General features: G+C 72.1%; 19 protein-coding genes and 1 riboswitch. Of the genes, 7 read left to right on the top strand and 12 right to left on the bottom strand.

Going from position 1 to position 23,107, the window contains the following annotated elements; translation table 11 throughout:
- Positions 1–193 precede the first annotated feature (193 nt).
- Entirely contained in the window at positions 194–1,900 is a 1,707-nt protein-coding gene (locus tag KV381_RS23240) for a M23 family metallopeptidase (protein WP_218786111.1), read from the top strand.
- A 68-nt stretch (positions 1,901–1,968) separates the two neighbouring features.
- Here KV381_RS23240 and pcrA read toward each other — a convergent pair whose 3' ends face one another.
- On the bottom strand, positions 1,969–4,407 hold the full coding sequence (gene pcrA, locus KV381_RS23235) for a DNA helicase PcrA (RefSeq protein WP_030628743.1): 2,439 nt from the start codon (positions 4,405–4,407) through the stop codon (positions 1,969–1,971).
- 291 nt (positions 4,408–4,698) lie between these two features.
- Positions 4,699–4,865, top strand: a riboswitch (cyclic di-AMP (ydaO/yuaA leader).
- Here pcrA and KV381_RS23230 point away from each other — a divergent pair.
- Positions 4,864–6,054, top strand: coding sequence for a C40 family peptidase (locus KV381_RS23230; RefSeq protein WP_030628740.1), 1,191 nt, complete (start codon positions 4,864–4,866; stop codon positions 6,052–6,054). (Overlaps the previous riboswitch by 2 nt.)
- A 44-nt stretch (positions 6,055–6,098) precedes the next feature.
- Here KV381_RS23230 and KV381_RS23225 read toward each other — a convergent pair whose 3' ends face one another.
- Positions 6,099–6,452 carry a hypothetical protein gene (locus KV381_RS23225; RefSeq protein WP_030084475.1) on the bottom strand — a complete coding sequence of 118 codons (354 nt, stop codon included), beginning with the start codon at positions 6,450–6,452 and terminating at the stop codon, positions 6,099–6,101.
- A 225-nt stretch (positions 6,453–6,677) separates the two neighbouring features.
- Here KV381_RS23225 and KV381_RS23220 point away from each other — a divergent pair, with 225 nt between their 5' ends.
- On the top strand, positions 6,678–7,757 hold the full coding sequence (locus tag KV381_RS23220) for a C40 family peptidase (protein WP_218786110.1): 1,080 nt from the start codon (positions 6,678–6,680) through the stop codon (positions 7,755–7,757).
- Between the two features lie 41 nt (positions 7,758–7,798).
- Positions 7,799–8,566 carry a GNAT family N-acetyltransferase gene (locus KV381_RS23215; protein ID WP_030084471.1) on the top strand — a complete coding sequence of 256 codons (768 nt, stop codon included), beginning with the start codon at positions 7,799–7,801 and terminating at the stop codon, positions 8,564–8,566.
- Positions 8,567–8,587: 21 nt separating this feature from the next.
- On the opposite strand, the gene KV381_RS23210 is transcribed toward KV381_RS23215, so the two are convergent.
- Positions 8,588–9,283 carry a response regulator transcription factor gene (locus tag KV381_RS23210; RefSeq protein WP_030084469.1) on the bottom strand — a complete coding sequence of 232 codons (696 nt, stop codon included), beginning with the start codon at positions 9,281–9,283 and terminating at the stop codon, positions 8,588–8,590.
- Positions 9,280–10,566 carry a PspC domain-containing protein gene (locus tag KV381_RS23205; RefSeq protein WP_030084467.1) on the bottom strand — a complete coding sequence of 429 codons (1,287 nt, stop codon included), beginning with the start codon at positions 10,564–10,566 and terminating at the stop codon, positions 9,280–9,282. The genes KV381_RS23210 and KV381_RS23205 overlap by 4 nt, the downstream gene beginning before the upstream one ends.
- Positions 10,567–10,774: 208 nt before the next feature.
- On the opposite strand from KV381_RS23205, the gene KV381_RS23200 reads away from it, so the two are divergent.
- Both KV381_RS23200 and KV381_RS23195 read left to right on the top strand, forming a co-directional pair.
- Positions 10,775–12,124 (top strand): PspC domain-containing protein, encoded by a 1,350-nt coding sequence (locus KV381_RS23200; protein WP_030084465.1) that lies wholly within the window; start codon positions 10,775–10,777, stop codon positions 12,122–12,124.
- Positions 12,111–12,374, top strand: a complete 264-nt coding sequence (locus KV381_RS23195; RefSeq protein ID WP_078611223.1) for a hypothetical protein — start codon at positions 12,111–12,113, stop codon at positions 12,372–12,374. The genes KV381_RS23200 and KV381_RS23195 overlap by 14 nt, the downstream gene beginning before the upstream one ends.
- On the opposite strand, the gene KV381_RS23190 is transcribed toward KV381_RS23195, so the two are convergent.
- The 6 genes from KV381_RS23190 to guaA all read right to left on the bottom strand — a co-directional run bounded on the left by KV381_RS23190 (position 12,281) and on the right by guaA (position 18,291).
- A complete protein-coding gene (locus KV381_RS23190) occupies positions 12,281–12,790 on the bottom strand; it encodes a DoxX family protein (protein ID WP_030084463.1) in 510 nt (169 codons plus the stop codon). The two genes, KV381_RS23195 and KV381_RS23190, sit on opposite strands and share 94 nt — an antisense overlap.
- Positions 12,791–12,894: 104 nt before the next feature.
- Positions 12,895–14,163 (bottom strand): hypothetical protein, encoded by a 1,269-nt coding sequence (locus tag KV381_RS23185; protein ID WP_098025329.1) that lies wholly within the window; start codon positions 14,161–14,163, stop codon positions 12,895–12,897.
- 113 nt (positions 14,164–14,276) lie between these two features.
- The gene (locus KV381_RS23180) at positions 14,277–15,065 is read right to left on the bottom strand and encodes a class II aldolase/adducin family protein (protein ID WP_030628722.1); all 789 of its coding nucleotides are present in this window, start codon (positions 15,063–15,065) and stop codon (positions 14,277–14,279) included.
- A 91-nt stretch (positions 15,066–15,156) separates the two neighbouring features.
- The gene (locus tag KV381_RS23175; RefSeq protein WP_103536520.1) at positions 15,157–15,912 is read right to left on the bottom strand and encodes a cyclopropane-fatty-acyl-phospholipid synthase family protein; all 756 of its coding nucleotides are present in this window, start codon (positions 15,910–15,912) and stop codon (positions 15,157–15,159) included.
- 43 nt (positions 15,913–15,955) lie between these two features.
- Positions 15,956–16,567 carry a Uma2 family endonuclease gene (locus tag KV381_RS23170; RefSeq protein WP_030084455.1) on the bottom strand — a complete coding sequence of 204 codons (612 nt, stop codon included), beginning with the start codon at positions 16,565–16,567 and terminating at the stop codon, positions 15,956–15,958.
- Between the two features lie 137 nt (positions 16,568–16,704).
- Positions 16,705–18,291, bottom strand: a complete 1,587-nt coding sequence (gene guaA / locus KV381_RS23165) for a glutamine-hydrolyzing GMP synthase (protein WP_006126969.1) — start codon at positions 18,289–18,291, stop codon at positions 16,705–16,707.
- A 331-nt stretch (positions 18,292–18,622) separates the two neighbouring features.
- On the opposite strand from guaA, the gene KV381_RS23160 reads away from it, so the two are divergent.
- The gene (locus KV381_RS23160) at positions 18,623–18,925 is read left to right on the top strand and encodes a chorismate mutase (protein ID WP_098025327.1); all 303 of its coding nucleotides are present in this window, start codon (positions 18,623–18,625) and stop codon (positions 18,923–18,925) included.
- 370 nt (positions 18,926–19,295) lie between these two features.
- On the opposite strand, the gene KV381_RS23155 is transcribed toward KV381_RS23160, so the two are convergent.
- A complete protein-coding gene (locus KV381_RS23155; protein WP_218786109.1) occupies positions 19,296–21,050 on the bottom strand; it encodes a peptidase in 1,755 nt (584 codons plus the stop codon).
- Positions 21,051–21,168: 118 nt separating this feature from the next.
- Positions 21,169–23,064, bottom strand: coding sequence for a GMC oxidoreductase (locus KV381_RS23150; RefSeq protein ID WP_030628716.1), 1,896 nt, complete (start codon positions 23,062–23,064; stop codon positions 21,169–21,171).
- Positions 23,065–23,107: the final 43 nt, after the last annotated feature.

The following is a 23,107-nucleotide window of genomic DNA, read 5'->3' as shown; positions in this document are numbered from 1 at the left end:
TTCGAACGTAGGGCCAAGGCTGCGTCTGCCGTCCACCGAAAGACGGCCGATTGCCCGTTTCCTGCGGACGCAAAACCTGTCGAAGATTGTCGTCCTCACATACCGCCGGGTACAGTCGCGGCCACTGCTTCCCCCTGGGACACCCCTGACCGGGACCCAGAACAGTCCTGCTGCCGAGGCGAGAGAGAAGTTGGTGAACGACCAGCACCCCCACGCCGGGCACGTCGGGTACGACGACCGATCAACCGGCAGCTTCGACACCGACCCGCTCTTCGGCTCCCTTCCGGGCGGCCACGACACCGGCTACGACGCGGGCCACCCCGCCGCCGGATACGGCGACACCACCTACGGCGTCGGCTACGACACCGCGTACGCGACCGGACAGCCGAACCACAGCGGCCAGTACGACGCTTCCGCCTGGAACACCGGCGCACAGCAGACCTTCGCCTACGACGGCTACGCCGCTCAGGAGCACGCCCAGCAGCAGGCCCTGCAGCAGGAACCGCAGCAGTGGGACACCTCCGGGGCCTGGCAGCAGGTCACCGACCAGGATCTGACCGGCCAGTGGGCGACCGCCGCGTACAGCGCGGAGACCCCGTACGCCACGGAGGCGTACGAGACCGGAACGTACGACACGGGCGCCTACGACACCGGTACGTATCCGGCCGGCACCGCGTACGGAACCGGCGGCGTCCACGGGGCGGACGCCTACGAGACCGGGGCGTATCCGGTCGGCGCGTACGGCACGGCGGCCGTCGCCGCCGACACCGGGACGTACGCCACCACCGGCGCCTACGGCACGGGCACGTACGACGGCGGGGCCTACGACACGGGCGCCTACGACGCGACCGCGTGGAACTCCGGCGCCACGCCCGGGGACACCGCGTACGAGCCCGAACAGACGTCGTACCCGCTGTACGAACAGCAGCACGAACAGCATGCGGCCGACGCGACGGCACCCGAGGCCTCGGCCGAGCCGGACGGAACGACCGGGGATCCGGCGGCCGACCCGTCCTCCACCGCCGCGTTCGCCGCCCTCGCGCCGGATGCCGCGCAGGATGTCGCGCCGGACCGGGAGCAGGACGCCGGGGACGACTTCCCCGCCCCGCACACCGCGAACCGCACCGCCGTCCGCACCCCCGCACCCCGCAGCCGGGCCCGTCGGCGCACCCCCGCCAAGCGTTCCGCCCTGCTGACCGTCGCGGTGCCCTCCGCCTGCGTGATGAGCGTCGCGGGCATCGCCGCGGCCTCGGTCAGCGGGATGCCCGGCGGCGAGGAAAAGCAGGACGAGACGACCACCTCGCTGGCGGTCGCCGACCCCAGCACGGTCAAGCCGGTCGCCGCCAACAACCAGCTGGACAGCCAGCTGGCGCAGCTCTCCGAGGGCAGCGACGACTTCCGGGAGCGCGCGAGCCGCACCCAGGAGCGCATCGACCTGCGGGAGCGGCAGGCGGCGGAGAAGAAGAAGCGCGAGGAGGAGGCCGCACGCCGTGAGGCGCTGCGCCCCAAGTTCGTCCTGCCGGTCAAGCAGCACGGGCTGAGCGCCTACTACGGTCAGGCGGGCGTCAACTGGATGTCCGTGCACTCGGGCATCGACTTCCCCGTCTCGTACGGCACTCCGGTGATGGCCGCGACCGACGGCACCGTACGCACCCAGCTGAACAGCGCCTACGGGGTCATGGCGATCGTGACGGCGGCCGACGGTACCGAGACCTGGTACTGCCACCTCAGCAGCACCAAGATCCGCTCGGGTCCGGTGAAGGCCGGTGACGTCATCGCGTACTCCGGGAACTCGGGCAACTCCACCGGTCCGCACCTGCACTTCGAGGTCCGGCCCGGCGGCGGCGCGGCGATCGACCCGCTGGTGTGGCTGCGCAGCAAGGGCGTCAACCCGACCTGACCTCACCTGACGAGCACGTGAAAAAAAGGGGGCCCGCGGGCCCCCTTTTTTCGCGTCCGATCGCCCGTCTACAGCTTCTCGACCGGCGCGTACCGCAGCAGCAGCTTCTTCGGGCGCTCGTCGCCGAAGTCGACCGTCGCCTTGGCCTGGTCGCCGAAGCCCTCGACGGCCGTCACCGTGCCGAGCCCGAACTGGTCGTGCGTGACCCGGTCCCCGGCCACCAGGGTGACCGTCGGCTTCTCCGAGGAGCGCCGGGTCGCGAAGCCCGAGGGGCCGGTGCGGGCGCGGGAGGAGGAGAGCGAGGACGTGATGCCGGAGGTCGGTCCGGCGGGCGCGGCCATCGGGCCCTTGCGCTTCCAGTCCAGGTGCTGTTCCGGGATCTCCTCCAGGAACCGCGAGGGCGGGTTGTACGAGGGCTGGCCCCAGGCGCTGCGCATCGCGGCCCGGGTCAGGTAGAGCCGTTCGCGGGCGCGGGTGATGCCGACGTACGCGAGGCGGCGCTCCTCCTCCAGCTCCTTGGTCTGGCCGAGGGCCCGCATGTGCGGGAAGACGCCGTCCTCCAGGCCGGTGAGGAAGACGACGGGGAACTCCAGGCCCTTCGCGGTGTGCAGGGTCATCAGCGTGATGACGCCGGAGCCGTCCTCGTCCTCGTCGGGGATCTGGTCGGAGTCGGCGACGAGCGCGACCTTCTCCAGGAACTCCGCGAGCGTGCCCGCACCCTCCTCCTCGCCGCGTTCCTGCTCGAATTCGAGGGCGACGGCGGCGAGTTCCTGGAGGTTCTCGATACGGGTCTCGTCCTGCGGGTCCGTGGAGGCCTGGAGCTCGGCGAGATAGCCCGTGCGCTCCAGGACCGCTTCGAGTACGACGGCGGGTCCGGCGCCGGACTCGACGATCGTGCGCAGCTCCTCCATCAGCGTGTTGAAGCGCTTGACGGCGTTGGAGGAGCGGGCGGCCATGCCGTACGCCTCGTCGACGCGGCGCAGCGCCTGCGGGAAGGAGATCTTCTCGCGCAGCGACAGGGCGTCGATCATCGCTTCGGCGCGGTCGCCGATGCCGCGCTTGGGGACGTTGAGGATGCGGCGCAGCGGGACGGTGTCCTCGGGGTTGGCGAGGACGCGGAGGTAGGCCAGGACGTCCCGGACCTCCTTGCGCTCGTAGAAGCGCACACCGCCGACGACCTTGTAGGGCAGGCCGACGCGGATGAAGATCTCTTCGAAGACCCGGGACTGGGCGTTGGTGCGGTAGAAGACGGCGACGTCGCCCGCCTTGGCGTCGCCCGCGTCGGTGAGCCGGTCGATCTCGTCGGCGACGAACTGCGCCTCGTCGTGCTCGGTGTCGGCGACGTAGCCGGTGATGCGGGCGCCGGAGCCGGCGTTGGTCCAGAGGTTCTTGGGGCGGCGGCTCTCGTTGCGCTCGATGACGGCGTTGGCGGCGGAGAGGATCGTCTGCGTGGAGCGGTAGTTCTGCTCCAGCAGGATCGTCGTGGCGCTGGGGTAGTCCTCCTCGAACTGGAGGATGTTGCGGATGGTCGCGCCCCGGAAGGCGTAGATCGACTGGTCCGCGTCACCGACCACGCACAGCTCGGCGGGGGCGTCGTTCTCGCCGGCCGGGCCGACCAGCTCACGGACCAGCGTGTACTGGGCGTGGTTGGTGTCCTGGTACTCGTCGACCAGGACGTGGCGGAAGCGGCGGCGGTAGTGCTCGGCGACGTCCGGGAAGGCCTGGAGGAGGTGGACCGTCGTCATGATGATGTCGTCGAAGTCCAGGGCGTTGGCCTCGCGCAGCCGGGCCTGGTAGAGCGCGTAGGCCTGGGCGAGGGTCTTCTCGAACCCGTCGGCGGCCTGTCCGGCGAAGGTCTCCTCGTCGATGAGCTCGTTCTTGAGGTTGGAGACCTTGGCGGTGAAGGACTTCGGCGGATAGCGCTTGGGGTCCAGGTCGAGGTCGCGGCAGACCAGGGCCATCAGCCGCTTGGAGTCGGCGGCGTCGTAGATCGAGAACGACGAGGTGAAGCCGAGCTTCTTCGACTCGCGGCGCAGGATGCGGACGCACGCGCTGTGGAAGGTCATGACCCACATCGCGTTGGCACGCGGCCCGACGAGCTGCTCGACGCGCTCCTTCATCTCGCCCGCGGCCTTGTTGGTGAAGGTGATCGCGAGGATCTGCCCGGGGTGCGTGCCGCGCTCGGCCAGCAGATGGGCGATGCGATGGGTCAGCACCCGGGTCTTGCCGGAGCCGGCCCCGGCGACGATGAGCAGCGGGGATCCGGCGTGCACGACGGCGGCGCGCTGCTCGGTGTTCAGCCCGTCGAGCAGCGCGGCGGAGTCGATCACCGGGCGCGGGTGACCGTCCCGGTAGTACCCGTCCCGGGGCGGCGGGGGCGCGTCGTAGACGCCCTCGAAGAGTCCCTCCGGCACCGCTTCGGGCGCGTGGTCCTCGGGGGGCGGCGGGGGGCCGTCCTCCGCGGGCTGGAGGCCGGTCAGGAAACTGTCGTCAAAGAGGCTGCTCATCGCCTACCGAGTCTAGGCGGCCGCACTGACAACGTTCCGCCGAAGCCCGGAAGCGGCCGGGAAGCGGGCCCCGGTGCCGGCCGCCGACACACCCGTACCGGGTACGGACGGAGAGCGGACGTCCACGTTCCGTGAAGAAGTGCCCGGTCGGAGGGGACGCGGCGCCCCGGATCCGAAAAGGTCACGAAAATGTATCGGGCATATCGCTCATCGTGCTTCCCAGCGGTACCACGGGTTGGCTAGCGTGCTCGGTCAGGTGATCCGTACCTCCCTGAGGCGAACCGCGCCTAACGGACACCTCTGCCGAATTCGTGCTGCCCTCCAGGCAGTTCGGAACCGGGGACCCACACGCAGAACCGGGGTGAATCGGTCCGTGAGCTCGTATCCGGACCGTAGGACAGCCTTCCGTTCCGTCCGAACCCGACAGCTAACCCGGTAGGCGGTCCACGGAAGGAGATGCCGGTCTTGGCATCGCATCGCAAGCCGCGCACGAAGGTGCGCACCACCACTCCCGCCGTCGGTCTGACGACGGCCGCGCTGGCCTCGGTGACGTTGCTCTCCACGCAGAGCGCCACGGCCGCGCCCGCGGAGCCGAAGCCCGCCATCGAGGAAGTGCAGAAGAAGGTCGACGCCCTGTACCGGCAGGCGGGCACCGCGACCCAGGAGTACAACCGGGCCAAGGCCGCCTCCGCCACGCAGCAGAAGAAGGTCGACACCCTGCTCGCGGACGTGGCGAAGCGGACCGAGAAGATCAACGAGGCGCGCCGCGCGCTGGGCTCCTACGCGGCGGCCCAGTACCGCAGCGGCGGCATCGCGCCCACGGCGACGTTCTTCCTGGCGGACGACCCTCAGGGGTACTTCGACCAGAGCCGGCTGATGGACCGGGCGACGGAGCGGCAGCAGAAGGCCGTCACCGACTTCCGTACGCAGCAGGCCTCGGCGGCGAAGAAGCGCGCGGAGGCGGTGAAGAGCCTGGAGACGCTCACCGATACGCAGGCCACGCTCGCCTCCAGCAAGAAGGACGTGCAGACCAAGCTCACCGAGGCCCGCGGCCTGCTGTCCCGGCTGACCGCCGAGGAGAAGGCGCGGCTGGCGGAGCTGGAGCGCAAGAAGGAGGCCGAGGCCAAGGAGAAGGCGGCGAAGCTGGCCGCCCGGCAGGCCGCCGAGGCGAAGGAGAGGGCCGAGGCGGAGGAGAAGGCCCGCGAGGAGGCCGCGAAGGAGTCGGGCGGCGGTTCGGGCACAGGCTCCGGTACGGGCACGGGTTCGGGCTCCGGCTCCGGTACGGGCAGCGGTTACGCCGCCAAGGCGGAGAAGGTGCTGGCCTTCGCCCGCGCCCAGATCGGGAAGCCGTACGTCTGGGGCGCGACGGGCCCCTCCAGCTACGACTGCTCGGGGCTGACGCAGGCGGCGTGGCGCGAGGCGGGCGTGACCCTGCCCCGGACCACCTGGGACCAGGTGAAGGTCGGGACCCGGGTCGCCACGTCCGACCTGCAGCCGGGGGACCTGGTCTTCTTCTACGACGACATCAGCCACGTGGGCATCTACAAGGGCGACGGCATGATGATCCACGCCCCGAAGCCGGGTGCGAACGTGCGCGAGGAGTCGATCTACTACATGCCGATCTACGGGAGCGTCCGCCCGGCGTGACGCGGGGGCGGGGGCGGCCGGTGACCGGCCGCCCCCCGACAGGTTCAGGTCCAGACGGTGGCGATGAAGATGTTGGCGGTCGTGAGGGCGCCGACCGCGATGAACGCGCCCTTGTCGACCTTCTCCTCGTCGCGCTTGACGTAGACCAGGGCGAGGATCACGACCAGCAGCGCCAGCTTGATGCCGATCTTGACGTTGTTCACGGTCTGGTCGTCGGCCTGGTTGAGGCCGACCAGCGCCATGCCGGTGACCAGCATGGTCAGCGCGCCGTGCAGCATCGCGGGGGTGAACCGGGCGGTCCCCGACCCCATGGCCTTCATCTGCGTCAGGAAGCCGCCCAGCAGGGAGGCGATGCCGATGATGTGCAGGGCGACGAAGACATTGATGAGTACGTCCATGGCTCGGGAGCCTAGCCATGGCCAAGGTTTTACCTTTCAGTGAGGCAAGCCTTCCTCGTCGGTGAGGCACGCCCTCCTCGATCACTTCGGTCATGAGTGAGCGGCGAAACGTCACATCAGGGCAATAGCTGTCATGGCGACTCTTTTCTCCGCGCCCGGATTAGCGTCCTTCACGGACCCGCCGGTATCCCCCGGCGGCCAGCCGACAGGAAGGATGCCGCCCCCGTGGCAGCGCACCGCAGGTCAGCCCACCGAAAACCCAAGCAGCGCCCGTTCACCGGCCCTGCTGCCCGCACCGCCGCCACCCTGGCGCTCGCCGGAGCCGCCACCGCGGGCTCGGTCACCGGGGCCGGCGCGGCCCCCGCCGAACCGGCCCCCACCGCCGACCAGGTCAGGGCGAAGGTCGACCGGCTCTACCACGACGCCGAGGTCGCCACCGAGAAGTACAACGGGGCGAAGGAGAAGGCGGCCGCCGCCACTCGCAAGGTCGAGGCCCTGACCGACGAGGCCGCCCGCCGCACCGACCGTCTCAACACCACCCGCAACGCCCTGGGTTCGCTGGCCACCGCGCAGTACCGCGGCGGCACCCTGGACCCGGCCCTGCAACTGGCGCTCTCCTCCGACCCGGACGCCTATCTGCAGCGCGCCTCCTACCTCGACCGGGCGGGCGACCGGCAGAGCGGTCTGCTGCGCAACATCAAGCGGCAGGTCTCCCAGATCACCCGCGTCAGGGCCACCGCCGACCAGGAGACCGAGCGCCTCGCCGCCCGCCGCGCCGAGCTGCGCGAACACCGCACCGTGATCCGCACCAAGCTGGCCGACGCCCGCAGGCTGCTGGACACCCTGACCGCCGACGAGCGCGCCGCCTACGAACGCTCCGCCGACGCCCGGCACGGCGGCGGCCCGGCCCACGCCGACCGCTCCACCGCCCGCGGCGGTCCGGTCGCCGCTCCCGGCTCCCGCGCCGGGCAGGCCATCGCCTTCGCGCACGGGGCGATCGGCAAGCCCTACGTCTGGGGCGCGACGGGCCCCAACGCCTTCGACTGCTCCGGCCTGACCCAGGCGGCCTGGAAGGCGGCGGGCGTCAGCCTGCCGCGCACCACCTACACCCAGATCAACGCCGGACAGCGCGTCCCGCGCTCCCAACTGGCCCCCGGCGACCTGGTGTTCTTCTACTCCGGAATCAGCCATGTCGGCCTCTACATCGGCGGCGGCCAGATGATCCACGCCCCGCGCCCCGGAGCGCCGGTCCGCATCGCGCCCATCGATCAGATGCCTTTCGCCGGAGCGACCCGGGTGGCATAGTCCCCGGCGCCGACCTCACCTCCCGCCGAAGGAACTCCCGTATGACGATGGCGAACGCCGTCCAGGACTACGCCCGCACGCTCACGCTGCGGTCTCCCGACCACTACCGGGTGGGCCCGTTCACCGTCCGGCACCACCCGGGCTGGGAGCTGAAGTACGCCAACTACGCGATCCCCGACCGGGAAGCGGAACCCACGGCGGACGACGTGGCGGCCCTGGTCGACGCGTTCCGGGAGCATGAACGGCTCCCCCGCCTGGAGTTCCTGCCCGCCTGGGCCCCGGCCGTCGAACCGGCCCTGCTCGCCGCCGGTTTCACCGTGGAGAACCGGGCCCCGCTGCTGGCCTGCGGCCACGGGGACCTCCGGACGCCGACACCGGTCGACGGCCTCCGCATCGCCGTGCCCTCCACCGAAGCGGAGTTCACCGACGCCGCCCGCGTCCAGCACCAGGGCTTCGGCGGCGAGGGCGAACCCGAGCCGGGCATGACCGACTGGCTGCGTACGGCGGCCACCGGCGACGGGGTGGCCGCCCTGGCCGTCCTGGACGGCACACCGGCCGGGGCCGGGGGCTGCTCGGTCGCGGTCGACGGCCTCAGCGAACTGGCCGGCCTCGCCGTCGCCGCCCCCTTCCGCCGCCGGGGCGTCGGCGCCGCGCTCTCCGCCTGGCTGACGGACCGCGCGCTCGGCCAGGGCTGCCGGACCGTCTGGCTGGAGCCGGGCGGCCCCGACGTCGAGCGGATCTACGCGAGCATCGGCTACCGCCGGATCGGCGAGAAGGTCAACATCTCGCTGGAGCCGGGCGGGGCCTGAACGACGGCAACGACGGCCGGCTCAGACCAGCCGTCGCGCCGTGGCCCACCGGGTCAGCTCGTGCCGGTTGGAGAGCTGGAGCTTCCTCAGCACCGCCGAGACGTGCGACTCGACCGTCTTCACCGAGATGAACAGCTGCTTGGCGATCTCCTTGTACGCGTAGCCGCGCGCGATCAGCCGCAGCACCTCGCGCTCGCGCTGGGTGAGCCGGTCCAGGTCCTCGTCGACCGGTGGGGCGTCCGTGGAGGCGAAGGCGTCCAGGACGAAGCCGGCCAGGCGGGGCGAGAAGACCGCGTCGCCCTCCTGGACCCGGAAGACCGAGTCGACCAGGTCGGTGCCGGTGATCGTCTTGGTGACGTAGCCGCGCGCGCCGCCCCGGATGACGCCGATGACGTCCTCCGCGGCGTCCGAGACGGACAGTGCGAGGAAGCGGACCGGGTCCTCGGCCGTGCCCATCATGGGGGCGCAGCGGCGGAGCACCTCGACGCCGCCGCCGCCCGGGAGGTGGACGTCGAGGAGGACGACCTCCGGGCGGGTCGCGGTGATGACGGTGACCGCCTGGTCGACGTCGGCGGCCTCGCCGACCACTTCGACGCCGGTCTCCTCGGTGCGGCCGATCTCGGCCTGCACCCCGGTGCGGAACATCCGGTGGTCGTCGACGAGCACGACCCGTACCCGTCGCTCCGGGCCCCCGGTGGCTTCGGTGTTCTCGGTCATTCGCTCGCCCTCTCCATCTCCAGCTCGACCTCGGTGCCCCCGCCGGGCACCGAACGCAGCCGGGCGCTGCCGCCGTTGCGCTGCATCCGGCCGATGATTGATTCTCGTACGCCCATCCGGTCCCCGGGAACCTCGTCCAGGTCGAACCCCGGACCCCGGTCCCGTACGGACACGAAGACGGTGGTGCCCTCGACCTCCGCGTAGACCTGGACGGCGCCGCCCTCGCCACCGTACTTGGCGGCGTTCACCATCGCCTCGCGCGCGGCCTGCATCTGCGCGGTCAGCTTGTCGTCCAGGGGGCAGTCGCCGACCACGACGACCTCCAGGGGAACGCCGTGCTTGTCCTCGACCTCGGCGGCGGCCCGTTTGACCGCCTCGGCCAGGGTCTCGGGCTCGTCGTCCTCGTCCTTGCCGGTGCCCTCGGGGTTGTAGAGCCAGTTGCGCAGCTCGCGTTCCTGGGCGCGGGCGAGGCGTCTGACCTCGCCGCCGTCGTCCGCGTTGCGCTGGATCAGGGTGAGGGTGTGCAGCACGGAGTCGTGGACGTGGGCGGCGACCTCGGCCCGTTCCTGGGCGCGGATGCGCATCAGGCGCTCCTCGGAGAGGTCCTGGGTCATCCGCACGAGGTAGGGGCCGGCGAGCAGGGCGATGCCGGTGAGCACGGCGATGGCCGCGGTGAGGACGTTGCCGAGCTGGGCGGCCGAGCCGCGGACCACCATGAACACGGCGAGGCCGAGGCCGACGAGGGCCACTCCGGCGAGGCCGCGGGCCAGATGCAGCAGCTTGCGGTTGCGGCCGGTCTCCATCCAGCGGGCGCGGCGGGCGTTGTCCGCCTGCCGCCAGACCAGGACGGAGCCCGCGCCGATCAGGAGGGTGGGCCAGATGTAGCGGTCGGCGTCGCTGCCCATGTCGACGTTGACGACGAACGCGATGGCCCCGACGGTCAGGGCGACCAGGGCGAAGACCTGACCCTTGTCCGGTTTACGGAGTTTGCGGCGGCCGTCCGTCGATGTCTCGAACACCGAGCGCGGGGCGTCGACGCCGCCGACGCCGAGCGGGACGACGATCCAGAACACCGCGTAGAGCACCGCGCCGAGGCCGTCGGTGAGGAACAGCCCGAGGAAGAGGAACCGCACCCAGGCGACCGGCAGCCCGAGGTGCCCGGCGAGCCCGCGCGCGACGCCGCCGAGCAGCCGGCCGTCGGCGCTGCGGTAGAGCTTGCGCAGCGGCGGCTCCTCCGGGTCGGCGGCGAGGGAGCTGGCGGCTCGGGCGGTGGCGGCTGGCATACCCCGATCGTCACACGCGCGGACGCGGGGCGGCATCAGGGTCGGCCCCCGAAGTGACCCTGAGGCTCTCCCCCGTGTGCGGCCTGGTGCTCTCCCCTCCGCCCCGTCGGGCGGACCGGGCCCTTCCGGGGCGTGCGCGGGCAATATCAGGGACCGTCCAGGGTCGGCGCGGGTCCCGGCGGGCGGTCCGGCCCGTCACCATGGAGGCATGACCGCTCCCTCCAACGCCGCTCCCGGCGTCGCGCCCCCCGAAGCGCCGAAGCCGACGCTGCGGCGCACCCCGCGACAGAAGGTCGTCGCCGGGGTGTGCGGCGGACTCGGCCGGTACTGCGACGTGGACCCGGTGATCTTCCGGATCGTGCTCGGTGTGCTGTCGGCGACCGGGGGCATCGGTCTGATCTTCTACGGCTTCGCCTGGCTGCTGCTGCCCGCGGACGGCGACGACGAGAACGAGGCGCGCAAGCTCCTGTCGGGGCGGGTCGACGGGGCGTCCCTGGTGGCGCTGCTGCTGGCGCTGATCGGCTGCGGGCTGTTCCTGTCGATGCTGCACAACCGGGGCATGCTGGCGTTCGCCGCGCTGCTGACGCTGGCGGTCGTCGGGTTCTCCGTATGGACGCAGTCCCGGCGGACGGCGGCCCCGGAGGACCCGGCGGCCCCGCCCGGCGCACCGGCTTCCCCGCCCGGACCCGCGCACGCCGGCGGGCTCGGCACGCCGCCGCCGGAGGTGAAGGCCCCGCCGACGCCCGGCGGCCCGTCGTGGTGGCGGGACCCGATCGTCAAGGACGGGACCACGGGGCCGGTCGGCTCCGGCTATCTGTGGGGGCCGCCGGACACGGACGCCGACGCGGCGCGCGCCGATGTGAAGGCCGGGCGGCCCACGCCGGACGCCCCGTTCCGTACGCCCCGGCCGTCGCCCGCTCCCCGCGGGCCGCGCTCCATCGGCGGCCCGGTCTTCCTGACGGCGCTGGTGGCGGGCGGGCTCGGCACCGGGCTGAGCTGGGAGCACCAGCCGCTGGGCACCGCGCTCCAGATCGGTCTGGTCGCGGCTCTGGCCGTCTTCGGGCTCGGCCTGCTGATCGCCTCGGTGCTGGGCCGGACCGGCTTCGGCACGGTCCTGATGGCGATGGTCACGGCGGGTCTGCTGGCGGGTGCGGCGGCGGTGCCGAAGGACATCGACACCTCGTGGACCCGCCAGGAGTGGCGGCCCGCCACGGCGGCGGCCGTCCAGCCGCACTACGAGCTGCGCACGGGCGACGCCCGGCTGGACCTGTCCGGTCTGAAGGTGCCCAAGGGCGAGACCGTGCGCACGGGGCTCGACGTGGCGGCGGGCCGGGCGGCCGTCGTCGTCCCGGCGAACGTGACGGTGAAGGTGCGCGCCGAGGCGGGTCTCGGGGAGATCCGGCTGGAGGACGGCCAGCGGGTCCAGGTCCGGATCAACAGCGACGAGTCGACGCAGCGGACGCTGCCGCCGCCGACGGGCACGAAGCCCGCCGGCACGATCGAACTGGAACTGGAAGTCGGCATCGGACAGGTGGAGGTCACCCGTGCTGCGTCATGAATTCCGGCCCGGCCGCGCGGTGGCGGGCCTGGCGATGCTGGGCCTGGCCGGCGGGTACGCGGCCGAAGCCGCCGGGGCCTGGGAGGTCCCGTGGACGTTCTTCCTGCCGCTGTTCCTCGGCGGGCTGTGGCTGGCCGCGACGGTGACCTGGGCCGCCTACATGCTCCGGCGGCGGCGCGAGGCGAGGAAGGCGTCGGCGGAGAACACGGTGGCGCCCGCGAGCACCAGCGGCAGCCACGCCATCAGATAGGGCAGGTCGTTGCCGTAGTAGTACGGGGTGGCCTGCCAGCTCACGGTCAGCCAGAGGCTCAGTGAGATCAGCGCGCCGCCGAGCGCCGCGAGCCGGGCCCAGAGGCCGACGAGGGTGCCGAGGCCGACGAGGAGTTCGCCGATGGCGATGGCGTATCCGAAGCCCTCGGGGCTCTTGAGCGCCAGGTCGACGAGGGCGGGGACGGCGGAGGAGTCGCGTACTCCGCGCATCATCTCGCCGATGGATCCGGTGCCGGTCGCGGACAGGAACGCACTGTCGGTGAGCTTGTCGAGGCCCGCGTAGACAAAGGTGACGCCGAGGAAGATCCGCAGCGGCAGCAGGGCGTACGTGCCCGCCTGCTCCCGCAGCGTCCTGCGCTCGCCCAGACCGTACGAACCGCCGCCGTAACCGTTCATCACCACTGCCCTACTTCCCGAGGTCCCGTCGTCTCGACCATACGTACGCCTTCGGAGCGCTGCTCACCAGGGCCGCGGGAAGATCGGCGGAAGAATGGCGGGGGTCAGTCCGTCACGTCGATCGGGCAGCGGTTGGTCTCCACCCCGGCGGCGGTGACGACCTGGACGTCCACGGTGCCCGGCTCGACCTCGACCGGGACGGGCACGGTGAGGACGGTGTCGGTCGGGTTGGCGAAGCCGCCGGCGACCGGGACGAGCGGGACGTGCACATGGACGGTCCCTATCCGTACGACGAGCCGGGCGAGGCGGTCGGGGCCGCCCGCGCCGGGCGGTACGAAGCCCGCGCCCCGGATCTCGATGTCGTCGCCGGTCCGGATCGCGCCGTCCAGGTCCCCGGCCTCCCGGGCCCGTACGACGGAGAGCACGACGGGCCGGCCGCCCTCCGCGTACTTCCCGGCGAAGTAGGTCGCCGCCGAGACCGCCACCAGCAGCGCGAGCCCCCACGGCAGATCGGGCAGCTGCTCGGGGCGGCGGGCCAGGCGGACCGCGGCGAACAGCACGGCGACGGCGCTGACCAGCACGTACTGCACATCGGTGAAGGAGCCGCGCCCCGAGTCGTCGGTGAGCAGGTCGGCGGCGCGCGGCCGGTCCGCGCGCAGCTTCTGGAGCCGCTGGTTCAGCACCCGTACGGTCACCACGCGGCGCACGACGACCGCGACCGCGCACACCAGCGCCAGCACGGCCACGACCCCGGCGGAGCGCACCAGGTCGAGCCCCTCGATCAGCGCGTCCCGGTCGTCCGGGTCGGAGGCCCCGGCCAGTTGCAGCGCGAGGACGAGGACGGCGAAGACGGCGAGGAGCACCCAGGCGGCGGCGACCGTCCGGGAGGTGGAGAGCCGGTTGTCCTCACCGATCAGCGGGGCGAGGAGGCCGCCCCGGGCGCGGTGGAGCCGGGCGGCGGCGGTGAGCAGCCCGGCGGTGACGAGGGCGGCGATCAGCCCGGCGGTACGGGCGGTGGACCAGCCGGCCCCGATCGCGGTGAGGCTCGCCCCGACGAGGAGCGCCCCGGCCGCGCCCCAGACGGCGAACAGCGTGCCCCGCCACACCTGGTGCAGCCAGGCGTCACCGGCCTCCCGGGCCCGTTCGGCGACGGTACGGGCGGAACCGGTCAGCTCGTCGGAGACCCACTGCCGCGAGGCGGACGGGGACTGGGCGACGCCGGCGGGCAGCCCGTTGCCGGCCGCCAGTTCGTCGCGCTTGGCCAGGAACGCGGCGACCGCGCGCCGGTGTCCGCGACGGGCTCCGTGCGGGCAGTCGCCGCAGGTACAGCCGCCGCCGTGCGTGCCGCTCGTCCTTGCTTCGTCCAACGCCACGGAGGATTACGCCCTTTCCCGCCCCGGTACAGCCAACTCACTTGTGATATCCGCGAATTGTGCCGTACCGGGCGGCGGGACCGCGCATCGGGGCGGGCCGGGGGCGGGTGCCGTCAGAATGTTCGAACGATCCGCTGCCACAGGGGCTGGTAGTTGATCCAGGCCACCAGGTCGCTGCCGAGGTGGTCGCGGGTGGTGACGGCGTCCCGGTGCGCGATGAGCACGGGCTTCCCGGCGGCCCGCGCCAGCAGCTGTACCTGGCAGGCGCGCTCCATCGTGAGGAACCACCAGGCCGCCGCGTCCACCGAGTCGCCGACGGTCAGCAGCCCGTGGTTGCGCAGGATCACCGCCTTGTGCGGCCCGAGCGCGGCGGCGATGCGCCGGCCCTCCTCCTCGTCCACGACGACCCCGGAGTAGGCGTCGTACAGCGCGTGGTCCTCGTAGAAGGCACAGGATTCCTGGGTGATCGGCTCGATGGTCTCCCCGAGCGCGGAGAGGGCCCGCCCGTGCACGGAATGGGTGTGGGCGACGGCCACGGTGTCCGGCCGGGCCCGGTGCACCGCCGCGTGCACGGCGAACGCCGCCTGGTTGACGTGGAAGCGGCCCCGGACCACCTGGCCGTCGCCGTTGACGAGGATCAGGTCCTGCGGGGCGATGTCGGCGAACGGCGCGCCGAACGGGTTGACCCAGAAGCAGTCCGCCAGTTCGGGGTCGCGCACGGTGATGTGCCCGGAGACGCCGTCCTCGTACCCGAGCTGCCCGAACAGCCGCAGTGCGCCCGCCAGTCGCTCCCTGCGGTGCGCGCGCTCCTCGTCCGGGGAGGCGTGCACGGGCGGCATCGCGAACTGAAGCTGGTCGACGGGGATCGGGGCGGGGGCGGGCACGGCGACCGGCTCGGGCATGGCGGCTCCTCGGGTTCCCAGGGCGTACGGGACCGGAAGTTACCGCCGGGTGGACCAGGTGACCAGAGGCGGGACGTCCTCCGGGCGCCGCTCAGGTGCCGAGCACCAGATAGGCGAGGGTGAGATACGAGCGGTAGCCGCCGTAGTAGCCGGTGCGGCGGGCGTCGATCTCGGCCGTCACCTCGGCGTGCAGCGGATGGTCCGGGTTCGCCAGGGCCCAGCGCTGCCCGCGTCCGATCGGGCCCTCGGACTCGAAGAGGTCCCATTCGCGCTCGTCGGCGACGGTGACCTGGAGTGCGCGCAGCCCGGCGGACTCCGCCAGCCGGATCAGCTGCAGCAGCGAGCCGAAGTCCCCGGGCCCGGCGCCGATGCCCTCCAGCGCGGCGGGCGTGGGCTCCCGCTGCCAGACCGCCTCGCCGAACAGGACGCGCCCGCCGGGGCGCACGGTGGCGGCCAGGGCGGTGAGGGCTTCCCGGGTGGTGCCGGGCCAGGCGTGCGAGGAGCCGATGGAGACGGCGAGGTCGTATCCGCCGTCGGACCACTCGGCGGCGGGCGTCTCGTGGAACCTCACCCGGTCCGCGAGCCCCCGTTCCTCGGCGAGCTTCCGCCCGCGTGCGACGGCTTCCGGGTCGGTCTCGACGCCGTCCCCGGTGGAGCCGGGCGCGGCTTCCACGAGCCGCATCAGCAGCTCGCCCCAGCCGGATCCGAGATCGACGATCCGTGCGCCGGGAGCGGGGGCGCAGGCGGCGATCAGGCGGGCCGCGTGTTCTTCGGAGAGCGGGGTGTTCCAGGTGAGGCGGTCGTTCCCGGGAGCGGAGATGACGGCGCGGACTTCTTCGGCGGACATGGTGGAGGAGCCTGGCACGGGCGACCGGGCCCGTGCCAGGGAATTACCGGCGGCCCCGGCGGTAGATCTCGCCGAGGTCCACGTCGATCCGGAAGGGAACGGACAGGTTCATCTTCTGGTGGTGGATTCCGGTGGGCGTGTAGGTGTGCGTCGCCGGGTCGAGCTCGTAGACGTAGACGACGGGCAGGTCGTCGTCACCCTGCTCGACCCGCCAGAAGTGCTTGACCCCGGCCTCGGCGTACTTGCGCGGTTTGACGCCCCGGTCTCGCTCCAGGGAGTCGGGGGACACGACCTCGACGGCGAGGACGACGTCCTCCGGTGCGTACCAGGTCTGGTCGGGGCCGGTGTCGGCGTCGGCCCTGTACACCAGGAGGTCGGGCTCCGGGCGGTTACTGGTGTCCAGCCTGATGGTCATCTCCCGGTCCACGTCCAGATCCGCGGGGACGTGGGCGAGGAGGGCGGATTCCAGCAGCCACATGGCTCGCGTGTGGAACTTCCGCTGCGGACTCATGAAGACGAGACTCCCGTCGATCAGCTCGGTGTGGGGCGGGAGGCCCGGAATCCGGTCGAGGTCGTCCGCCGTCCAGCCGCCCTCGGGCGGAACCGGCCACCGGTTCGGCTCCTGCTCAAGCCTGTCCTCGGGTGCGGCGCTCATAGTTGCTCCCATACGCCGAAGTCTCGTCTCTTCACTCAGCGTACCCATCCGATACGACAATGCCGCCGCCCAAACGAATGAGCGACGGCATCGGCGTTGACCTGGGGGCTCCGGGGTTCAGCCGAGCCCGGGAGGGGTCACTCCCACTCGATCGTCCCCGGCGGCTTGCTCGTCACGTCGAGGACGACGCGGTTGACGTCGGCGACCTCGTTGGTGATGCGGGTGGAGATCTTCGCCAGCGTCTCGTACGGCAGGCGCGACCAGTCGGCCGTCATGGCGTCCTCGGAGGAGACCGGGCGCAGCACGATCGGGTGGCCGTAGGTGCGGCCGTCGCCCTGGACGCCGACCGAGCGGACGTCGGCGAGGAGGACCACCGGGCACTGCCAGATGTCGCGGTCCAGGCCGGCCGCCGTCAGCTCCTCGCGGGCGATGGCGTCGGCCTCGCGGAGCAGGTCCAGGCGGTCCTTGGTGACCTCGCCGACGATGCGGATGCCGAGGCCGGGGCCGGGGAACGGCTGGCGCTGGACGATCTCCTCGGGGAGGCCCAGCTCCTGGCCGACCATGCGGACCTCGTCCTTGAACAGCTGGCGCAGCGGCTCGACGAGCTGGAACTCGATGTCGTCGGGGAGGCCGCCGACGTTGTGGTGGGACTTGATGTTGGCGGTGCCGGTGCCGCCGCCGGACTCGACCACGTCCGGGTAGAGCGTGCCCTGGACGAGGAAGGCGACCTCGGGGCCCTCCTCCTGGAGGATCTCCAGCTGGGCCTGCTCGAAGACGCGGATGAACTCGCGGCCGATGATCTTCCGCTTCTGCTCGGGGTCGGAGACCCCGGCCAGCGCGTCCAGGAAGCGCTTCTCGGCGTCGACCACCTTCAGCTTCGCGCCGGTCGCGGCGACGAAGTCCTTCTCGACCTGCTCGGTCTCGCCCTTGCGCATCAGACCGTGGTCGACGTACACGCAGGTGAGCTGGGAGCCGATGGCCTTCTGGACGAGGGCCGCGGCGACCGCGGAGTCCACGCCGCCGGAGAGGCCGCAGATGGCGCGCTTGTCGCCGACCTGCTCGCGGATGAGGGCGACCTGCTCCTCGACCACGTTGGTGGTGGTCCAGTTCGGCTCGATGCCCGCGCCGCGGTAGAGGAAGTGCTCCAGGACCTGCTGGCCGTGGGTGGAGTGCAGGACCTCGGGGTGGTACTGGACGCCGTAGAGCTTCTTCTCGTCGTTCTCGAAGGCGGCGACCGGGACCACGTCGGTGGAGGCGGTGACCGTGAAGCCCTCGGGCGCGGCCGAGCAGGCGTCGCCGTGCGACATCCACACCGGCTGCTCGGTGGGCGTGCCCTCGAAGAGCGTCGAGCCCGCCTTGGTGACGTGCAGCGGGGTACGGCCGTACTCACGGGCCCCGTTGTCGTCGACCGTGCCGCCGAGCGTGGTGGCCATCAGCTGGAAGCCGTAGCACATGCCGAAGACGGGCACCCCGGCCTCGAAGAGCGAGCGGTCCAGGGACGGCGCGCCCTCCGCGTACACCGACGAGGGGCCGCCGGACAGGATGATCGCGCGCGGGTTCTTGGCCAGCATCTCCGCCACCGGCATGGTGGACGGGACGATCTCGCTGTAGACCCGGGCCTCACGGACGCGGCGGGCGATGAGCTGGGCGTACTGCGCGCCGAAGTCGACGACGAGGACCACGTCGGCCGTGGCGTCGGGGGCGGCGGGGGGTGCTGCTGGCACGGGGCGGCCTTCCGGCGGTGGTGAAGGGGGTCGGTTCTTCCGATTCTACCGGCCGTGCGCACACCCTCCGCCGGGCCGGGCGCGGGGCTCCGCGTCTCAGGATCCGGGCGCCGTTTTGTCGGGGCGGCCGGAGCGGGGCCATACTGGGCCCATGCGTCAGCACACGATCTTCGTCTTTACCTATGGCATCCGGCCCGCCGGCTGCCATGGTCGTGCTGCTTGAGCTACTGACAAGCAACGTTCCAGGCGCCCCGGGCCATCAGGCCCGGGGCGTTCTGCGTATCCGGGCCCGTTCGCCCCGGGTGGCCTCCGACCATCTGGAGTCACCACCATGAGCAGCACCACCACCGCCACGGACACCACCACCGCCACCGGCGCCCACACCGACGAGGCCGCCGCCCTGATCGGCGGCGCCCGTGAGCGCATCGACGCCCTCGACGACCGGATCATCGGCCTCGTCCAGGAACGGATGGCCGTCTCGGCGGTGATCCAGCAGGCCCGGATCACCTCCGGCGGCCGCCGGGTCAACCTCTCCCGCGAGACGGCCGTGCTCGGCCACTACAGGGACGCGCTGGGCAAGCCGGGCACCGCGCTGGCGATGACGCTCCTGGAGCTGTGCCGCGGCCGGGTGTGAGGACCGGTGGGCGGCGCGCGGACGGAACGGTTCTCCGCCCGCGCCGCACGGGCCGTATCTGCGTTCGGGCCCCGTCTCACCCGTACGGCGCGTGACCAGGAGCGCGGTGCCTTCGTTGGTCCTGATGTCCGTGCCAACCAGGGGCGGCATCGGTAGGAAACCACGCGTGGCTCCGCCGGGAAGTGTGACGCACTGCAGGTGCGTCGTGGGACCACGACCCGGCGCACGTGACCGGTCCGCAGGGGACAGCAGCCCGGTCACCCCATATGCGGCCGGGCCCGGGGACGCCCGGGCCGGCCGCATCGGAACATCTCGGCGGAGGCCCGTTCCCTCCTTCGCCCCCTCCGTACCGCTCTGCGTCGGCCGGGCGTCAGATGTGCTGCGCGCCGGACCGTCGCCGTGCCGCCGTGAACAGCAGCAGGCCCGCCGCCAGTGCCGCGGCCGCCGTGCCCGAGGCGATCAGCGCGACCGATCCCGTGGAGGCGAGACCGCCGCCGGAGCCGCCCGTCGTACCCGCCGCGCCGCCGCCGGACGTGGTCGAGGCCGAGGGCCCGGAGGTGCCGGACGAGCTCTCCGCCGGGTCCGGGGCGGAGGTCGGCGGGGTGGACGGCTCGCCGGAGCCGCCGTCACCGCCGGCCGTCGCACCGCCGGAGTCGGAGCCGTCGCCCTCACCGTTCAGGATCAGGTAGGCCGTGTTGTTGGCGGGCTTCGGGTCGAACGGAAGCTTCGGGTCCTGGAGCCAGGGGCTGCGGACGGTGACCGCGCCCTCCGCACCGACCATGCCCTTGTCGATCCGCAGCTCGAAGGGCAGGTCGAGGCCGCCGCCGTCCTTCACGATGGCGGTGGTGGTGCAGGTGTAGCGCGGCGCGGGGCTCTTCTGGTCCTCCAGATAGCCGCCGTCGGCGGTCACCGCTCGGCAGAGGTCCGGCTTCGCGGTGACGGTCGCGCCCTGCGGGACGGTGAAGTCGAGGGTGGCGACGGCCTCGTCGGAGCGGATGTAGCCGATCCAGGCCGGGCCCTCGTTGCGGAAGCCGATCTCGGCCTTGACCGTGGAGCCCTCGGCCCCGGCCACCTTGTCGCCGTACGCCACGAAGTCGGCCGTGTTCTTCGTACGGAAGTCGGCCTCGTGCTGGTTGTCCCACGGGTCGAGGTCCCCGCCCCGGGCGGCGGGCGCGCTCTTCTTCGCCTTCGTCGGGACCGCCTTCAGCACGCTGCCGGAGCCGCGCTCGAAGGGGGCGCCCGCGCGCTGGGCGGTGCGCTGGGCGGCGCTGTCCTCGTGGATGCCGTAGACGAACATGTCGTAGTAGGCGCGGTCGGTGGCCTCGATGGTCAGCGGGGTCGCCAGGGTGTACGTCTCGCCCACCTCGAATGAGCCCTCGACCGAGCAGAGGGCGGTGGTCCAGCCGATGCCGCGGGAGGCCGGGTCGTCCTCGGTGTACTCGCAGTTGGAGTAGCGCTCGGGGATGTCGAGGCCGCGGGAGTACACCAGGTTGAGGAGGACGCCGTCGGCGGCGCGGGTGCCCCGGTTGGTGAAGGTGATCGGGGCCTGCTGCTTGTCGCCCGGGTTCGTCTGCTCCTTGAAGGGCAGCTGTTCCATGATGAGGTCGGGGCCGCCGATGGTGACCTTGGTGGTGAACGGGGTGAAGGTCGCGCCCTTCGACTGTCCGGTCACCGTGATCGTGCCGGAGTCGCCCATCTCGCTGCCCTCGGCGGCGGAGAGGAGGAGGTCGTCGATGCCCCGGAGGCCGGCCCAGATGCCGTAGTCCTTGCAGACCGCCTTCGTGCCGGTGATCGTGCAGTCCGAGGTGTCCTTCACCTCCGTGTCGGCGACGCCCGCGATGCCGCTGAGGTCGAAGGTGACGGTGAACTCGGTCTCGTACTCGTCGTCCTCCTCGTCCCCGCCCGGGTTGTTGACGGTGAAGCCGACCGTGGACTGCGGCGGCGCGCCGCTCTCCGGGTACGGGTACAGGGCGGTCTCGGCGGGGCCGCCGAGGACGAGCGCCGGGAGTTCGGCGGCCTGCGCCGGGGCGGCCGCCCCGGTGAGCGAGGCGGCGGCCAGCAGGCCTGCGGCGGCGAGCGAGCCGGCTGCGCGGTGCAGCACGGTTCGCGGGGAACAGCGTGTCATCGGTGACCTCGGGGACTCGGCTGGAGCTGTGTGGCTGCTGTGACAGTTGTCGCGGTACGGGTTCGACCGCGCAGCTCCTCGAACAGTTGCCCTCCCCAAGATCACGGATTGGGCACGGTCAGGGATGGGATACGGGGGTGTTCCCGACGCCCTTCACGTCCGTCCCGGCCTCCGTCGTCCCCTTCGGCGGCACCACGGGCAGGCCCAGGAACGGCAGCTTCAGCGCGCCGAACGCCTCCTTGGGCACGGCGGGCGCGAGCGGTTCGACGGGGGCGAGCCGCTCGTAGGCCGCGTCCTGCTCCGGGCGCGGGTCCGGCTCGCCCTTGTTGGGCCACAGCGACATCGCGCGCTCGGCCTGGGCGGTGATGGTCAGCGAGGGGTTGACGCCGAGGTTGGCGGAGACCGCGGAGCCGTCGACGACGCTGATGCCGGGGTGGCCGTAGAGGCGGTGGTACGGGTCGATGACGCCCTCCTCCGCGCTCGCGCCGATCGGGCAGCCGCCGAGGAAGTGGGCGGTGAGCGGGGTGCCCATCAGCTCGCCGACGTTGGACCCGGCGAAGCCGTTGATCTCCTCGGCCAGCAGGGTGGCGCTGCGGGTGGCCTCCGGTATCTGGGTCGGGTTGGGCGCGCCGTGGCCCTGGCGGGCGGTGAGCAGGCCCTTTCCGACGCCGCCCGGTTTGCGGTACGTGGTCAGGGAGTTGTCCAGCGACTGCATGACCAGGCCGATGATGGTGCGCTCGGACCAGCGGCGGTTGGAGAGCGAACGGGCGGCGAGGGTGGGGTGCTTGACCATGTTGGCGAGCCAGCCGCGCACCCGGTGGGCGCCGTAGGGGACCTGGAGGATCGACATCGCGCCCATGGCGTTGGAGCCCTTGCCGTAGCGGACGGGCTCGATGTGGGTGTTGTCGTCGGGGTGGATCGAGGAGGTGATCGCGACGCCCTGCGAGAAGTCGGCCTTCGCGATGCCGTGCTTCTTCCGGTAGCGGCGGTCGCTGGTCTGGGAGCCGACCAGCGCCTCGGAGTTGGTACGGGTCAGCTCGCCGAGCTTCGCGGAGAGCCGGGGCAGCAGGCCGCGGTCCTTCATGGTGTGCAGCAGGGTCTGGGTGCCGTACGTGCCGGCCGCGACGACGACCTTCCGGGCCCGCAGCCGCGTGGGCTTCGCCTTGCGGCGGCGGTCGGTGGGGACGGTGAGGACCCGGTAGCCGCCCTCGGGGTCGTCGGTGATGCCGACGACGGAGGTCATCGGGTGGATGACCGCTCCGGCCTTCTCGGCGAGGTACAGGTAGTTCTCGTTGAGGGTGTTCTTCGCGCCGTGGCGGCAGCCGGTCATGCACTCGCCGCACTCGGTGCAGGCCTTGCGGGCCGGGCCCGCGCCGCCGAAGTACGGGTCGGGGACGGTGGAGCCGGGTTGGGCCTTCGCGGTGCCGTCGGCGTCCTTGCCGTCGCCGAAGAAGACGCCGACCGGGGCCAGATGGAAGGTGTCGCCGACGCCCATCGCCTCGGCGGCGGACTTGAGGTGGATGTCGGAGGGGGTCATGGTCGGGTTGAGGCGGACCCCGAGCATCCGGCGGGCCTGGTCGTAGTACGGCTTCAGCTCGTCCTGCCAGTCGGTGATCGAGGCCCACTGGCGGTCTTCGAAGAACGGGGCGGGCGGCACGTACAGCGTGTTGGCGTAGTTGAGCGATCCGCCGCCGACCCCGGCCCCGGCGAGCACCATGACGTTGCCGAGGAGATGGACGCGCTGGATGCCGAAGAGGCCCAGCGCCGGGGCCCAGAGGTAGTTCTTCAGGTCCCAGGAGGTCTTGGGGAGCGTGCCGGGGGTGAAGCGGCGGCCCGCCTCCAGGATGCCGACGCGGTAGCCCTTCTCGGTGAGCCGGAGCGCCGACACCGCGCCGCCGAAGCCCGATCCGACGACCAGGACGTCGTAGTCGTACGCGGCGTCGTCCTCGGCCGGGACAGGGATCGCCGGAATGCGGCTCGCGGCCTGTTTCTGGGCAGGGCTGTCCTGGGACATGGCACTCCTCGGTACGAAAAGGGCAGGGTTACGACGTCTCGGC

Source organism: Streptomyces sp. WY228, from assembly GCF_019287315.1.
In the GTDB taxonomy this organism is placed as follows: domain Bacteria; phylum Actinomycetota; class Actinomycetes; order Streptomycetales; family Streptomycetaceae; genus Streptomyces; species Streptomyces caviscabies.
Note: the sequence above shows the minus strand (reverse complement) of the source record. Positions and strands in the feature narration are given on the sequence as shown.